This window comes from Plantactinospora sp. BC1, assembly GCF_003030345.1.
Taxonomy (GTDB): domain Bacteria; phylum Actinomycetota; class Actinomycetes; order Mycobacteriales; family Micromonosporaceae; genus Plantactinospora.
In genome coordinates this window covers 2,792,368-2,807,313 of sequence record NZ_CP028158.1, presented here as the reverse complement: position 1 = coordinate 2,807,313, position 14,946 = coordinate 2,792,368, and the positions used below count along the sequence as shown (strand labels likewise).

The window sequence follows — 14,946 nt, the reverse complement described above, 5'->3', positions numbered from 1 at the left end:
TGGCGACGCATCCGAACGGACGAAGTGAGAGACCTCGAATGACCGACCCCCAGCAGAGCGGCTACTCCAGCGATCCGTCCTGGCAGGCGCAACCACCGGCCCAACCCGGGGGCTACCAGGATCCGGGTGGCTACCAGCCGATGTACCAGGACCCGACGGCGCAGGCAGCCGCCCCCGCCCAGCCCTACCAGCCGGGATACCCGGCCGATCCCGGCTATCCGACCCAGGCGTACCCGGCCGGCACGGATCCGATCAGCGGCCAGCCGGTGATGGCTCCGGGCTATCCGCCGGCCGGCTATCCGGTCGTCACCCCGGGTCCGTCGACCAACGGCCTGTCGATCGCCGCGATGGTGGTCGCCATCGTGGGCGCGCTCGGGCTCTGCGGTTACGGGCTGGGCGGCTACCTCGGTGCCGTCGGAGCGATCATGGGCCACGTCGCCAGCAAGCAGATCCGCGAGCGCGGCGAGGGCGGCGCGGGATTCGCCAAGGCCGGCATCATCGTCGGCTGGATCTCCACCGCCATCGCGGTCCTCGCCACCATCGCCATCGTGATCTTCTTCGTCTGGTTGGCCAACCAACCGTCGTCGTACGACACCGGCTACTGAGCATCCGGACCAGCAGGAGGGCGCCGTGAACCCAGGCAGCACCGGTAACCCGTCCGAGCCCACCAGCGACCCGGGTGTCGTCACGCAGCCCGCCCTCGACGCCGGGCAGTACCCGGGCCAGGCCGGCGCCGCACCGCCGCCGGGCTGGGCACCGGGCTACCCCGGCTACCCGTACGTGGTGCGCCGGCCGACGAACGGGATGGCGATCGCGGCGCTGGTGACCGGGATCGTCGCCCTGTTCAGCTGCCAGCTGGTCGGCGGGGTCGCGATCTATCTGGCGAAGAAGGCGCGTACCGAGATCCAGGCGAGCGGCGAGGAGGGCAGCGGCTTCGCCACCGCCGGCCTGGTGCTCGGCTGGGTCTCCCTCGGGCTGGTCGCCCTGGGCCTGCTCTTCTTCCTCGCCTACCTGGGCTTCATGGGGGTGCTCTTCGCCACCACGGCGAGCACCTCGGGCTGAACCCGCCCGTCGGACCGCCGGCCCCGCCCCACGATTCGAGTGGAGGCGGGGTCAGCCGGTCCGGTACGTCCCACCCGCACCCGGCCCGGTATTCGGCGAATGCGGCCCGGTTCCCGCCGGAGCCGGCCCGGTCTCCGCCGAGTGCGGCCCGGCATTCGGCATGTGCGGCTCGGTCTCCGGCAGCGGGCCCGCCTCCGGTGGCGCGGGTAGCGGCTCCGGCTGGGCGGCGGTGCCGGACCGCCGGGCGGTACACGACTCGCCGTGCAGCACGACGGCGACGCCGGCCAGCAGCAGGGCCAGCCCGGGCAGGGCGGCCGTCCGGGGTACCTGGCCGAGCCAGGCCCAGGCGAGCAGTGCGGCGCCGGGCGCTTCGAGCAGGAAGAGGACGCTGATCGTCGTCGCCGAGATGCGGCGCAGCGCGTAGTTGAACATCGAGTGGCCGAGCAGTTGGGCCCCGACCACCAGCCCGAGTACGGCGAGCCAGGTGTGCAGGTCGTACCCGCCGAGCCGTACGCCGCCGGCCAGGCAGACCACCAGCAGCGCCGCCGCGCAGACTCCGTAGCAGATGGTGGTGTAGCCGACGGTGCTGACGGTGCTCCGGACCCGTTCGCCGAGCGCGGTGTAGACCGCCGCCGCCATGCCACCGGCGACCGCGAGCAGATCACCGGCGACAGCCCGGCCGGAGACCCCGAAGTCGGCGCCGACCGCCCAGATCGCGCCGACCACCGCCAACCCGATGCCGACCCAGGCGAGTACGGAGAGCCGTCGGCCCTGGCCGAGCGCGATCAGCCCCTGCCAGACCGGCTGGGTGACCACCAGTGCGGTGGCGGTGGCCACCGAGGTCAGTTGGGCGCTCGGCATCCAGGTGCCGAAGTGCACCGCGAGGGCGAGACCGGCGAGTACGCAGTAGCCGGCGTCCCGGCGACCGGCGCGCCCGGCCAGCGCCCGGAACTCGGCGCGTCGCCGGAACAGCGCGACCGGTCCGAGCACCCCGACGGCGAGGAAGTTGCGCCAGAAGGCGATCGCCAGCGCGGGTGCGGCGGCGAAGGCGATCAGCGGTGCCGACGAGGAGACCGCCACGATGGCGACCGCGACCGCGCCGATGCTCAGCGGGTCGATCGAGGTCCGGGCCGGTGGTACGACGACAGGCACGGAAAAATCCTCACATGTCACTGCGGGCCACCATCAGGTCGACAACTCGTTACCATCGTCCGATCGCACCTGGCTCCATCCGGTTCCGGAGGCCTGCTCCCCCATGCCCACACACCGGTTCCCCTCGCCGCTTGCCCACTCCCAAGTCCCCGACGACCAGCCAGCCCACCCCGCCGACCCCCACCGCCCGCCGCACGATGACCCCGATCCACCGGCGGACGATCCCGAGCCACCGCACGACGATTCCGAGCCACCGCACGACGATTCCGAGCCACCGCACGACGATCCCGAACCGCCGCACGACGATCCCCAGCCGCCGCACGACGATCCCCAGCCGTCACCCCGGATCGCAGGGCAGTCGCGCCCGGTTTCCGAGTGGTCGGGGCGGGGCGGGCAGGGGTCGCCCGCGTACCGGGCGGTGATCTTCGACTTCTTCGGCACCCTCACCTGTGGCAGCGGGCGGGGCCAGCAGCACGCCGTGGTCGCCGCCCTGCTCGGCTGTGCCGTGGAGGCGCTGTTCGAGGTGCTCGACCGGTCCTTCCACCTGCGCGCCACCGGGGCACTCGGCGACGCCACCGACACCATGCGGTGGATCTGCGAACAGGCCGGCGCCCGACCCTCCGCCGCCGACCTGCGGGCCGCCGTCGAGGCCCGGGTCGAGGCGGTACGCGCCGACACCCGGCTCCGTCCCGAGGCGGTGACGGTGCTGCGCGCCGTACGGGGTCGTGGGGCCCGTACCGCCCTGATCAGCGACTGTACCCACGAACTTCCCGCCTTCTGGCCGCAACTGCCGGTGGCACCCCTGCTCGACGCGCGGGTCTTCTCGGTGCAGGTGGGCCGCTGCAAGCCCGATCCGGCGATCTATCTCGCCGCCTGCCAACGGCTCGGCGTCGCACCCGGCGACTGCCTCTATGTCGGCGACGGCGGCAGCCAGGAACTCACCGGCGCCGCCCGAGCCGGGATGACCCCGGTGCGGCTGGCCGCCGCCGACCTCGACGGTCACCTGGTCTTCAACCGGGACCGGGGCTGGAGCGGCCCGGCACTCGCCTCGCTGAGCGAGGTTCCCGGGCTGCTCGACGTACCCCGAAACCGGCCCGGGTCGGAGCCGGCGGGTTCCGTGCCGGTCCCGGGTGGGGCAGGATGCGGGGTGTGACGGACGAAGCGGAGGCCCAGGTCTCGCCCCTGGTCACCGAGGCGGTGAAGAAGGCCGCGGTGGCCTGGGTTTCGGTCGGCCACCGGCCAGCGGTCGCACTGTGGTGCGTCCCACTCGACGGCGCGCTGTTCGTGGTGAGCGGCCCCGGCGAGCAGTCCGCGCCGGGGCTCGCCGAGACGGACACTGCCGCCGTCACCCTGCGCGGCGACCACGGCGGGCAGATCGTCACCTGGCCGGCCGAGGTGACCCGGGTCGCACCGGACGGCGAGGAGTGGGCGAGCCTGGCCCCACAGGTCGCGGCCAAGCGGCTCAACGCCTCCGGCAGCCCGGTGGATCTCGCCGAGCGCTGGCGGACCGAGTGTGTGCTCAGCCGGCTGGCCCCGGCCGGGGCGCCGCTGGCCGCCGGGCAGACCCTGCCGGACGACTCGCTCGCCGCACCGCCGCGCGAGACCACCGCGGTCCGGCCGACCCGCCGACCGTTCCGGCTGCACCGGGTCCGACGCCGCTGACCGGGTCGGCCGTTCCGGAGCATCGGGCACGTCACCGGTCAGTCGCTCGCCGAGCTTGCCGAGTTCGGCGAGGTCCACGCCACGGCCCGCCCCCGTCGGAGAGGGCGTCGCCGGGCGGAATCGGGCATCACCGGGCCGGCTCGACGGGACAGAACTCGACGGGACAGAAAACGCCGCGCGCCTCAAGGGGCTAGGCGCGCGGCGAACTTCAACGATCGTCGCACCCCGACGGGTACGGCGTCTACCGTCAAATCGCCAATTTCCCCACCCATGGCTGAACGCCCGACTTGCCGCCCACGCCGTGCTGATTCCCCCTCGGCTGTTCGAGTGCCGCTGTGCTGCCGTCCGTCCTGGCACGGCCGGCCGGGCGGGCCGGTCGGCGACGTAGCATTGCGAGCATGTCTGCTCCCGCCGTTCCCGGCCAGGAGGCCGTCGCCTCCGGCACCGACTCCGCAGTCCGGCCCACGAACGCCGTCGAGGAGGCGGTGCAGGCCGCGCTGGCCACCGTCGACGACCCGGAGATCCGCCGGCCGATCACCGAACTCGGCATGGTGCGCTCCGCCGTGGTCGCCGCCGACGGCACGGTACGGGTGGAGCTGCTGCTCACCGTCGCCGGCTGCCCGCTGCGGGACAAGCTGCGTACCGACATCACCGCAGCGGTCGGCGCGGTGCCGGGCGTGACCGGAGTCACCATCGACTTCGGCGTGATGAGCCCGGAGCAGCGGCAGGCCCTCCAGGCCCGGCTGCGTGGCGGCGGGCAGAGCCAGGAGCCGGTGATCCCGTTCGCCCAGCCCGGCTCCCGGACCCGGGTCTACGCCGTGGCCAGCGGCAAGGGCGGGGTCGGCAAGTCGAGTGTCACGGTCAACCTGGCCGCCGCGCTCGCCGCCCGGGGACTCTCGGTGGGCGTCGTCGACGCGGACATCTACGGCCACTCGGTGCCCCGGATGCTCGGGGTCGACGGCCGGCCGACCCGGGTCGAGGACATGATCATGCCGCCCCAGGCGCACGGGGTGAAGGTGATCTCGATCGGCATGTTCACCGACGGCAACGCGGCGGTGGTCTGGCGAGGCCCGATGCTGCACCGCGCCCTTCAGCAGTTCCTCGCCGACGTCTACTGGGGCGACCTCGACGTCCTGCTGCTGGACCTGCCGCCGGGCACCGGCGACGTCGCCATCTCGCTGGCCCAGTTGCTGCCGAACGCGGAGATCCTGGTGGTGACCACGCCGCAGACCGCCGCCGCCGAGGTGGCCGAGCGGGCCGGCGGGATCGCCCTGCAGACCCACCAGCGGCTGGTCGGTGTGGTGGAGAACATGTCGTGGCTGGACCTGCCGGACGGCTCCCGGATGGAGGTCTTCGGCTCGGGCGGTGGCGCGATGGTCGCCGAGTCGCTGACCAGGGTGATCGGCGCTCAGGTGCCGCTGCTGGGTCAGATCCCGCTGGACACCCGGGTACGCGAGGCCGGCGACGCCGGTGACCCCGTCGTACTCGCCGAGCCCGAGGCGCCGGCGGCCAAGGCGCTGGCCGCGGTCGCGGACCGGCTCGCCGTCCGCCGCGAGTCGCTGCTCGGCAAGCCCCTCGGGCTACGCCCGGCCGGCCGCTGACGCAGCCCCGCACCGCCGGCCGCTGACTCGGCGCCGCACCGGCGGCCGCTGACTCGGCGCCGCCCGAGGGAGGCCGGCCGGCCCCCGATCGGGCGGGGCTCAGGTCAGGTGGGGCTCAGGTCGGGGGTGCGGCTCCGGTCAGCGATCAGGTGGCGTCGACGTCGAAGGCGCGGCGCTGGACCGGCGTCACGTCGCTGCCGCCGGCCGGCGTCGGGGCGGTCGCGCCGTTCGTCGAGCGGCCGGACGAGCGGAAGTCCGCCGAGGCAGCCACGTCGTCGACCTCGCGGCGTACGTCGGTCAGGTCGGAGCGGAGCTTCTCGAACGTCCCCTCCAGCGGCTTCCGGATCGCCTGCTCGTCTTCCTCGCTCAGCAGGTGCTTGCGGATGAACGCCTTCGGGTGCAGGTCCTCCAGCTGGATGTCGGTGCCCAACTCCCGGCTGAGGTCGCCGGTGGCGTTGCGGGCCATGTTGCGCAGGTTGCGCAGCATCCGGAGGCCGTCGCTGATCACGTTGGGCAGCCGGTCGCCGAAGATCAGCAGCGCGACCAGCAGCAGCGCACCGATCTCCCACCAGTTCAGGTTCTCGAACACGCCTGCCTCCTCATCCCCGCCCACGGCAAGAGTACGCACGTCATGGTGGCCGGTGGGAGGGGGAGCGGACCGCTACTTCCCGGCCCGCCGCCACCGTCGCGCCCCCACCCGGCCGGTACGGTCCCGCGTTCAGGACCGGGTCGTCTCCGGGTCAGACCGACGTCACTTCGCGTCGGCGGCCAGGGTCACCGAGGCGGCCTGCCGCTCCGAGCCGCGCCGGTACTCGACGCTCACCACCGAGCCGGGGGCGTACTTGCGGACCAGCGCGATCAGGTCGCTCGGGTCCTCCAGCGGCTTGCCGTCGAGCTTGAGCACCACGTCTCCGGCGCGCAGCCCGGCGGCGGCGGCCGGTCCGGTCGGCTCGACGAAGGAGACCCGCACCCCGCCCGACCCGCCGGAGCGGGTGCCGCCGACCGTCGCGCCGATCACGGTCCGGCGCGCCTTGCCGGTGTCGATGATCTCCTGGGCCAGCCGCTTGGCCTGGTTGATCGGGATCGCGAAGGCCAGGCCGACGTTGCCGGCGGTCTCCTCGTCGGCGGCCGGCGTCTGGATCACCGAGTTCACCCCGATCACCCGCCCGCCGCCGTCGACCAGCGGCCCGCCGGAGTTGCCGCGGTTCACCGCGGCGTCGGTCTGGATGGCGGCGTAGTAGCGCACCTGGCCGCCCGTCTCACCCTGCCGGAACGTCCGGTCCAGCGCGCTGACGATGCCGGCGGTGACGGTGTTCGCCAGCGACAGCGGCGTACCGAAGGCGAGCACCGGGTCGCCGACCGCCACGGCGTCGGAGTCGCCGAACTCCACCGGTGTGAGACCGGTCCGGGACACCTTGATCACCGCGATGTCCGCCTCGGGATCCTTCCCCACCACCTCGGCCGGCGCGGTCGAGCCGTCGTTGAAGACCACCGTCGCGGTGTCGGCGCCGACCCCGACCACGTGATCGTTGGTGATCACGTAACCGTCCTGGGTGGCGACGAATCCGGAGCCGAGGCCGATCCCGCCGTTGCCGCTGACCCGTACGGTGACGACGCTGGGCAGCAGCCGTTCCGCGACACCGGCCAGCGAGTCCGGCGGGCGTCGGGCGGTGGCGGGCGGTTCCGCGGCGGTCGAGCCGAGCGTGGTCGTACCGGTGGCACCGCCGCGCACCGCGAAGGCGTACCCGAGCGAACCTCCGAGCGCACCGGCCAGCAGCGCGGTGATCAGCGAGACCAGGAAGACCGGGGCGAGCCCGCGCCGGCCGGCGGCGTTCGGGTCGGTCACCGGCTCGGGGTCGGCGCCCGCGCCCGAGACCGGCCCCGCCTGCACCACCACGGCCGCCGGGGTGGCCGGATTCCGCCACGGGTCGTGCAACGCGTCGGACCACCACGGGGACGATCCCGGGTCGCCGGCCGACCCGGAGACCGCCGGCGTGCCAACCGCCGGGGGCGTCGGCGGCGGGGAGTTCCCCGGCGTCGCCGTCCCATCGGGCTGGCGCCAGTTCCAGCCGTCCGTCACGTTCGCTGCCTCCCAGTCCGTCCCTGAAGCCGGGCGCCGCGCGGGCCGGGGCGACCGGTTCCGGCCGCGGCGTCCGGGTTCCGCATCCAGGATCGCACGGATGGCCGAATACCGGTCATCGGTTGGTCGGAGGCCGGCTGACCGTCCGAGGTAGGCGCCTGCCGATCACGTACCGCCACCCTTAGGCTCATACCCGCGACCCCACCCCGGTCCGCCCGCACCGCCGCCCGTTCCACCGCCGCCGTTCCACCGTCGCCCCGCGAACCCGCCGTCCGCAAGCTCCGCCCGCCGGAAATCCCGCACCCTCCAAGACGCACCGCCGACCCAGTTCCATCCCTCAGCCGAGTCCCTCGCCGCCCGGAGGTGCCCCATCGCCACGGTCGCCCGGTCAGTCAGTACGACGACCGCCCAAGCACTCCAGTTCGCCGAAGCGTACGTCGCGGAGGACCTGGTCCTGCGTACCGCCCGCAGCCTCGCCAGGGAGGTCGGCCTCGACGCCGTCACGCCGGGGACCGGTGCCACGCTCCGGCTGCTGGCGGCGGCCGGCAGTGCCCGGGCCGTCGTGGAGATCGGCACCGGTACCGGGGTCAGCGGGCTCTGGCTGCTCCGCGGCATGCGCCCCGACGGGATCCTCACCACGATCGACGTGGAGACGGAGCACCAGCGGATCGCCCGGCGGATCTTCCAGGAGGCGGGCTTCGCCTCGGGGCGTACCCGGATCATCACCGGCCGGGCGCTGGACGTGCTGCCCCGGCTCGCCGACGGCGTCTACGACCTGATCTTCGTCGACTCGGAGGTCGCCGAATACAGCGCCTGCGTCGAGGCCGCGCTGCGGCTGCTCCGCCCCGGCGGGGTACTCGCGCTGCACGGCGCGCTGGCCGCCGGCCGGATCGGCGACCCCGCCGCCCGGGACGTGGAGACGGTGACCGTCCGGGAGGTGGCCAAGGCGGTCCGGGAGTCGGAGGAGTGGACCCCGGCGCTGCTGCCCACCGGCGAGGGGCTGCTCGTCGCGGTCAAGCGCTGACCGGCACCGGTCCGGTATCCGCCGGTGTGCAGCCGGCCGGACCGCCGCGCACCGGTTACGGGCAGGTCGCCAGCCAGCGCAGCAGGGTGCGTACGCCCCAGCCGGTGGCGCCCTTGACCAGCTCGCCGTCGTTGCCGTCGGACCAGGCCGGCGCCGACATGTCCATGTGCACCCAGCGGTCCCGCAGGTCGCCGGTGAACTCGCGGAGGTAGAGCGCGGCGAGCACCGAGCCGGCGCCCTGGGTCGGTGCGCTGTAGAGGTCGGCGATGTCGCTGCCGAGGTATTCGGCGTAGTCGGCCGGCAGTGGCATCCGCCAGGCCCGCTCGCCGGCCGCCTCGGCGGCCGACCGCACCGCCTCGGCCAGCTCGTCGGTGTGGCTGTAGAGGGCGGCGGTCCGCTTGCCGAGGGCTACCGCGTTCGCCCCGGTCAGGGTGGCGAGGTCGACCAGCAGGTCCGGCGCGAGCCGCGCCACGGCGTAGCCGAGCGCGTCGGCCAGCACCAGCCGGCCCTCGGCGTCGGTGTTGGTGCTCTCGCTGGTCATCCCGTTGTAGTGCCGCACGATGTCGCCCGGCCGGTACGCCGAGCCGCTGACCATGTTCTCGGCGAGCGGGGCGAGCGCGGTGATTCGGACCGGCAGCCCGAGCGCGGCGGCACCGATGGTGGCGGCGAGCACCGCCGCGGCACCGCCCATGTCCTTGCGCATCAGCTTCATGCCGTCCCGGGGCTTGATCGAGATGCCGCCGGTGTCGAAGGTGATCCCCTTGCCGACGAGTACCACGTGCCGGTCCGCGCCCTCGGGCCGCCAGCTCAGCTCGACCAGTCGGGGAGGCTGCGCCGATCCGCCGCCGACGGCGAGGATGCCGCCGAACCCCTCGGCGGCGAGCCGGTCCGGTTCCCAAACCTCGACGGTCAGCCCGTCCCGTCCGGCGGCGGCCTCGACGACCCGGTCGGCGAACCAGGCCGGGCTCTTCACCGAGGAGGGGGTGTTGGTCAGGTCCCGGGCGAACCGGGTGGCTTCGGCGACCACCCGGGCGGTCTCCAGGGCCGCCCGGTACGGCTCGGGGTCGGCGACCGCGAGCAGCACCTCGGTCAGCGTGGGCGGGTCGCCGGCGGCCCCGTTGGCGTCGGGCATCCGGAACCGGTACGACGCCAGCCAGATCCCCTCGGCGAGCCCGCGTACCGCCTCCGGGGCAACATCGACCGGGATCGCTATAGTGATCGAACTCTCACGCGTGGTCGCCCGGGCTACCGCCGCGCCGGCGGAGCGCCAGCCGGCCTCGTCCCCGGCACCCACGCCAACCAGCAGCAGCCGGGTGGGCCCGCCCTGCGGCCGGATCGACCGGTGCAGCGCGCCCGCACCGCCGGGCTGGTCGAGGTGGGGCAGCAGCGCGGTCGCCTCGGCGGTCAGCTCGGCGGGGAGGGCGGGGAGGGTGGGCAGCAGCGTGCCGCTGGGCCCGTCGGCGGGCTGATCCGGCGCCTCCTGGGGCGCGACCGGCAGGGTCAGGGTTTCGCACCCGGTCGGGTCGACTACCAGACGGATCGACAGCACGCCGACGTTACCTCCAGACGTTCACGGATGGGCGGGAAGTAGGCGACCCGCCCGACATCACGACCCTGGGCCACCGGCATGTCGCCGGTGGCCCAGGGTGAGAAACCCCGCCGGACGGGACGAGCCGCCCGGCGGAGTCGGCGTTCACTTAGCCGGCGGCGGCCTTCAGCGCGTCACCGAGCGCGTTGGCCTCGTCGGGAGTCATCTCGACGACGAGCCGGCCACCACCCTCCAGCGGAACCCGCATGACGATGCCCCGGCCCTCCTTGGTGACTTCCAGCGGACCGTCGCCCGTCCGCGGCTTCATCGCCGCCATGTTGTCTCCCCTCAGACCTTCATCAGGGTCGGTGGGTTACCCCACATCCATTTGGTCAGCATCACCGCCCAAGGCCGCGGTGCCGACCAACGATTTTCCCTGATGAACACCGCCGGACCCAAACCGAACCGGCGTTGATGTAACAGCATCTAGCTTATCTTGAGAAGGGGTGTCACAATGTGCGGTCATGCAGGCACGGTCGGCACTCTTCGACCTGTATGGCGACTACCTCCGCTCGCGGGGTGGGCGCGCACCGGTGTCCGCGCTGGTCAAACTACTATCCCCACTCGGCATCGCCGCACCCGCGGTCCGGACCGCCGTCTCCCGGATGGTTCGGCAGGGCTGGCTGCACCCGCTCCGACTGGCAGCCGGACCGGGCTATCTGCTCACCCCGCGAGCGGCCCGACGACTCGACGAGGCGGCCGCCCGGATCTACCGGACCGGCAAGATCGGATGGGACGGCCGTTTCGACCTGATCGTGCTTGAATCCGGTACGAACCGGCGGGACCGGCAACGCCTCGCCGCCAACCTGAGCTACCTGGGCTACGGCATGCTCGACGAGCAGACCTGGGTCGCCACCCGGCCGGGCGAGGACGTGGACGGCCTGCTCACCGAGGCCGGGGTGCGCTACGAGCGGTTCACCGCCGCACACGCCGCCGGCACGCCCGGGGCGATGGGGGTGGTCCGGCGGGCCTGGGACCTCGACGAGATCGCCAACGCGTACCAGGAGTTCGTCGCCGCGCAGCGGCCACTGCTCGCCGCGGTGACCGTACGCAGCTGCGACGAGGACGCGTACGCCGCCCGGTTCCGGCTGGTGCACGCATGGCGTACCTTCCTCTTCCGGGACCCGCAGCTGCCTCCCGCGCTACTGCCGGAACGCTGGCCGGGGACCAGTGCGGCGGCCTTCTTCGACCGGCACGCCGCGCGGCTGCGCCCGGCCGCCGACCGTTTCGTCGAGCAGTGCCTCGACGGTTCCCACCGGATTCCCCGACAGAAGGGTCAACACCTGTGACCGAGCCGTTGCTCATCGACCGCTCCGACTCCGTGGTCACGCTGACCCTGAACCGGCCGACCGCGATGAACGCCCTGGACGTGGCGCTGAAGGAGGCGCTGCGGGACACCCTCGCCGAGCTGGAGCACGACCGCTCCTGCCGGGCAGTGGTGCTCACCGGTGCCGGTTCGGCCTTCTGCGCCGGTCAGGACCTGCGGGAACACGCCGCCACGCTGGCCGACGGCAGCACCGACCCGCTCGGCACCGTCCGGACCCACTACAACCCGATCGCCGCCCGGCTGGCCAGCCTGCCCAAGCCGGTCGTCGCGGCGGTACGCGGCATGGCGGCCGGCGCCGGAGCCTCCCTCGCCTTCCTCGCCGACTTCCGGATCGGCGGCCCCGGCACCAGCTTCCTGATGGCCTTCGCCAAGGTCGGCCTGGCCGGTGACACCGGCGCCTCCTGGTCGCTGCCCCGGCTCGTCGGGCACGCCAAGGCGATCGAGCTGCTGATGCTCGCCGAGCCGGTACCGGCCGACGAGGCGTACCGGCTGGGGCTGCTGAACCGGCTGGTCGACGACGAGCAGGTGTTGGAGACCGCGCGGGAGCTGGCGGCCCGGCTGGCCGCCGGACCGACGGTGGCGTACGGGGCGATCAAGCGGCAGCTCTCGGTCGGTGACGCCGGCACCCTCTCCGAGGCACTGGCCGCCGAGGCACAGGCCCAGGCGATCTGCGGCGCCACCGCCGACCACCGGGCGGCCACCGCCGCCTTCGTGCAGAAGCGCCGGCCGACCTTCGACGGCCGCTGACCGGCCCGGCCCAGCTCGGCAGGCCGACGCAGACCCGGCTCGATCGCCGGCCTTACCGGGCTCGTACACGACCGGCCTAGGGTCGGCCGCATGGTCGATCGGGACGCCGTCGTACATCTGCTGCGCCGCGCCACCTTCGGGCCGACAGCCGCCGAGGTGGAGGCGGCCGGTCGCGTGGGGCTGGCGGCCACGCTGGACCGGTTGCTCGCCCCGGTCGGCGCCGACCCCGGGGCGGCGGCCACCCCGCCACCCGACCTCGGCGCCGACCCGTACGCCGGGATCACCAAGGAGTCCAGCCGGGAGCAGCGGCAGCAGGCCCAGAAGAAGCGGGCCGAGCAGGTGCGGGTACTGCTCGACTGGTGGCTGGACCGGATGGTCGCCGCCGAGCACCAGCTCACCGAGAAGCTGGTCTTCTTCTGGCACGGGCACTGGGCGACCAGCGTACGCAAGGTCAAATCCGCCCAGCTCATGCTCGGGCAGCTCGACACCTTCCGGCGGTACGGGCGGGGACCGTTCGAGGCGCTGGTCCGGGCGATGGTGCGGGACCCGGCCCTGATCCTCTGGCTGGACGGGCAGAAGAACACCCGTACCGCCCCGAACGAGAACCTGGCCCGGGAGCTGATGGAGCTCTTCACCCTCGGCATCGGGCACTACACGGAGGCGGACGTCAAGGCCGGGGCGCGGTCGCTGACCGGTTGGCAGGTCGACCGCCGTACCGGCGAGGCGAGGTTCGTCCGGCGCCGGCACGATCCGGCCGGGAAGACGATCCTGGGCCGGACGGAGGCGTTCGACGCCGACTCGTACGCCCGGCTGCTGGCCGCCCGCCCCGAGGCCGGCGCCTTCGTCGCGGCCCGGCTCTGGGCCCGGTTCGCCGGCACCGACCTGCCGCTGCCGGCGGCGCTGGCCGGGACGACCGGAACCACCACCGACGTGCTCCGGGCGCTCTTCGCCGCGCCGGAGTTCGGGCAGGCCCGGGGCGGGCTGGTGAAGCAGCCGGTGGAGTGGGCAGTCGGGGCGATGCGCCAGCTCGGGATCCGGCCCGGCAAGCTCCCCGACCAGCAGCGCCGGGAGCTGTCCAACCGGCTGGCCGGGATGGACCAGGTGCCGCTGCGACCGCCGAGCGTCGGCGGCTGGCCGGCCGGGCCCGCCTGGCTGACCACCTCGTCGTTGCAGTCCCGGATGCGCCTGGCCGCGCTGCTGGCCGGGGCGGCGGCCCCCGAGGTGACCCGGCGGCTCGCCGGCACGCCCTCGAACGAGCGGCCGGAGGCGCTGGCCCGGCTGCTGGTGGTGGACCGGTGGACGCCACGCAGCCGGGCCGCCCTGGCCCCGCTGGTCGAGGACCCGGGCCGGCTGCTGGTCGCCGGGCTGGTCAGCCCCGAGTACACCATCAGTTGACGAGGAGGAGAGAAAGCGGATGGACATCCTCACCCGACGCAGGTTCCTGCTCGCCAGTGGCGTGGCCGGGGCGGGCGCGCTCGCGGCCGGCGCGGGCGCGTACGGCCTGTCGGAGCTGTTCGACACGGCCGGTGACCGGGACCCGCAGGCTCGTACCCTGGTGCTGGTCACCCTCTACGGCGGCAACGACGGCCTGAACACGGTCGTCCCGTACGCCGACCCGGCCTATCAGGACGCCCGCCCCGAGCTGGCGTACTCGGCCGAGGAGGTGAAGCGGCTGGACGACAGTGTGGGGCTGAACCCGGCACTGACCGGGCTGCACCGGCTGTACGGCGACGGCCGCCTCGCGATCGTGCGCGGTGTCGGATATCCGACACCCGACCGGAGTCACTTCCGCTCGATGGACATCTGGCAGACCGCCCGCCCCGACCGGCCGGAGCAGACCGGCTGGCTGGGCCGCTGGCTGGACGGGGCGGGCGGCGACCCCCGGCTCGCGGTCTCGTTCGAGCCCACCCTGCCACCGCTGCTCGCCGGTGCCCGCAGCGCGGGTGCCGCCGTACCGGTCACCGAGCGGAAGGCCCGGCGCCCGGTCGGCGACCCGACGCTGGCCAAGCTGGCGGTGGCCGAGCCCGGCGAGCCGGCCGGGCAGGCCCGGGCCGCCGCCTGCTTCGCCGACCTGCGCGCCGTCGACGCGATGATCACCGAGGTACGTGACGCGGCCACGGCGGAGGAGGCCGACGACGGCGGGAACGACGACCGGCCGGCGGCGACCGCCACCGGCGGGGCGCGCAGTGCGCTCGCCACCCAGCTCGACCTGGTGGCGCAGTGCGTCGAGGCCGGGGTGTCGAGCCGGGTCTTCTCGGTCTCGCTGGGCGGCTTCGACACCCACGCCGACGAGAAACAACTCCAGGCGGTACTGCTCGGCCAGGTCGACAAGGCGCTGACCGCGTTCGTCGACCGGATGGCCGGCACCGAGGCCGGCCGCAAGGTGGTGGTGGCGGTCTACTCGGAGTTCGGCCGGCGGGTCCGGGCCAACGCCTCGGACGGCACCGACCACGGCACCGCGTCCGACGTCTTCCTGCTCGGTGCCGGGGTGCGCGGCGGCCTGCACGGCGAACCGCCGGACCTGACCCGGCTCGACGACGGCGACCTGCGGTTCAGCACCGACTTCCGGGACGTCTACGCCAGCCTGCTGGAACGGGTCCTCGACACCGAGCCGGAGCAGGTGCTGGCCGGCTGGCGGGGCCGACTCACCGGGGTGCTCACCTGACGGCGGCCGACGACCCGGGTCCGACGGCGGCCGACGAC

The 14,946-nt window shown here is 73.9% G+C and carries 15 protein-coding genes; 10 read left to right on the top strand and 5 right to left on the bottom strand.

Translation table 11 applies throughout. The features are described 5' to 3' along the window. The first annotated feature begins 38 nt into the window (after positions 1-38). Both C6361_RS11980 and C6361_RS11975 read left to right on the top strand, forming a co-directional pair. The gene (locus C6361_RS11980) at positions 39-605 is read left to right on the top strand and encodes a DUF4190 domain-containing protein (protein ID WP_107267786.1); all 567 of its coding nucleotides are present in this window, start codon (positions 39-41) and stop codon (positions 603-605) included. Positions 606-630: 25 nt separating this feature from the next. Beyond that, entirely contained in the window at positions 631-1,062 is a 432-nt protein-coding gene (locus C6361_RS11975) for a DUF4190 domain-containing protein (protein WP_107257690.1), read from the top strand. A 51-nt stretch (positions 1,063-1,113) separates the two neighbouring features. On the opposite strand, the gene C6361_RS11970 is transcribed toward C6361_RS11975, so the two are convergent. Continuing rightward, positions 1,114-2,214, bottom strand: coding sequence for a DMT family transporter (locus C6361_RS11970; RefSeq protein ID WP_107267785.1), 1,101 nt, complete (start codon positions 2,212-2,214; stop codon positions 1,114-1,116). Positions 2,215-2,632: 418 nt separating this feature from the next. Between C6361_RS11970 and C6361_RS11960 the strand changes: the two genes are divergently transcribed. The 3 genes from C6361_RS11960 to C6361_RS11950 all read left to right on the top strand — a co-directional run bounded on the left by C6361_RS11960 (position 2,633) and on the right by C6361_RS11950 (position 5,477). Beyond that, the gene (locus C6361_RS11960; protein ID WP_107267784.1) at positions 2,633-3,367 is read left to right on the top strand and encodes an HAD family hydrolase; all 735 of its coding nucleotides are present in this window, start codon (positions 2,633-2,635) and stop codon (positions 3,365-3,367) included. Beyond that, a complete protein-coding gene (locus C6361_RS11955) occupies positions 3,355-3,876 on the top strand; it encodes a hypothetical protein (protein ID WP_107267783.1) in 522 nt (173 codons plus the stop codon). The genes C6361_RS11960 and C6361_RS11955 overlap by 13 nt, the downstream gene beginning before the upstream one ends. 398 nt (positions 3,877-4,274) lie before the next feature. Continuing rightward, positions 4,275-5,477, top strand: a complete 1,203-nt coding sequence (locus C6361_RS11950; protein WP_107257686.1) for an Mrp/NBP35 family ATP-binding protein — start codon at positions 4,275-4,277, stop codon at positions 5,475-5,477. Between the two features lie 145 nt (positions 5,478-5,622). On the opposite strand, the gene C6361_RS11945 is transcribed toward C6361_RS11950, so the two are convergent. Continuing rightward, positions 5,623-6,066 carry a preprotein translocase subunit TatB gene (locus C6361_RS11945; protein WP_107257685.1) on the bottom strand — a complete coding sequence of 148 codons (444 nt, stop codon included), beginning with the start codon at positions 6,064-6,066 and terminating at the stop codon, positions 5,623-5,625. Between the two features lie 162 nt (positions 6,067-6,228). Continuing rightward, the gene (locus C6361_RS11940) at positions 6,229-7,557 is read right to left on the bottom strand and encodes a S1C family serine protease (protein ID WP_107257684.1); all 1,329 of its coding nucleotides are present in this window, start codon (positions 7,555-7,557) and stop codon (positions 6,229-6,231) included. 448 nt (positions 7,558-8,005) lie between these two features. Between C6361_RS11940 and C6361_RS11935 the strand changes: the two genes are divergently transcribed. Further along, on the top strand, positions 8,006-8,581 hold the full coding sequence (locus C6361_RS11935) for an O-methyltransferase (protein WP_101371792.1): 576 nt from the start codon (positions 8,006-8,008) through the stop codon (positions 8,579-8,581). Positions 8,582-8,636: 55 nt separating this feature from the next. On the opposite strand, the gene C6361_RS11930 is transcribed toward C6361_RS11935, so the two are convergent. Beyond that, positions 8,637-10,130, bottom strand: coding sequence for a leucyl aminopeptidase (locus tag C6361_RS11930; RefSeq protein ID WP_107267782.1), 1,494 nt, complete (start codon positions 10,128-10,130; stop codon positions 8,637-8,639). A 148-nt stretch (positions 10,131-10,278) separates the two neighbouring features. Further along, positions 10,279-10,446 carry a DUF3117 domain-containing protein gene (locus tag C6361_RS11925; RefSeq protein WP_007455245.1) on the bottom strand — a complete coding sequence of 56 codons (168 nt, stop codon included), beginning with the start codon at positions 10,444-10,446 and terminating at the stop codon, positions 10,279-10,281. A 187-nt stretch (positions 10,447-10,633) separates the two neighbouring features. Here C6361_RS11925 and C6361_RS11920 point away from each other — a divergent pair, with 187 nt between their 5' ends. From C6361_RS11920 to C6361_RS11905, 4 genes are all read left to right on the top strand, one after another. Further along, positions 10,634-11,458 (top strand): PaaX family transcriptional regulator C-terminal domain-containing protein, encoded by an 825-nt coding sequence (locus C6361_RS11920; RefSeq protein WP_107257682.1) that lies wholly within the window; start codon positions 10,634-10,636, stop codon positions 11,456-11,458. Next, positions 11,455-12,243 (top strand): enoyl-CoA hydratase-related protein, encoded by a 789-nt coding sequence (locus C6361_RS11915; protein WP_107257681.1) that lies wholly within the window; start codon positions 11,455-11,457, stop codon positions 12,241-12,243. The genes C6361_RS11920 and C6361_RS11915 overlap by 4 nt, the downstream gene beginning before the upstream one ends. 90 nt (positions 12,244-12,333) lie before the next feature. Then, positions 12,334-13,638: a DUF1800 family protein gene (locus C6361_RS11910; protein ID WP_107267781.1), complete on the top strand. Its 1,305-nt coding sequence runs from the start codon at positions 12,334-12,336 to the stop codon at positions 13,636-13,638. Positions 13,639-13,657: 19 nt separating this feature from the next. Continuing rightward, positions 13,658-14,908: a DUF1501 domain-containing protein gene (locus tag C6361_RS11905; RefSeq protein ID WP_107267780.1), complete on the top strand. Its 1,251-nt coding sequence runs from the start codon at positions 13,658-13,660 to the stop codon at positions 14,906-14,908. The last annotated feature ends 38 nt before the right edge of the window (positions 14,909-14,946 follow it).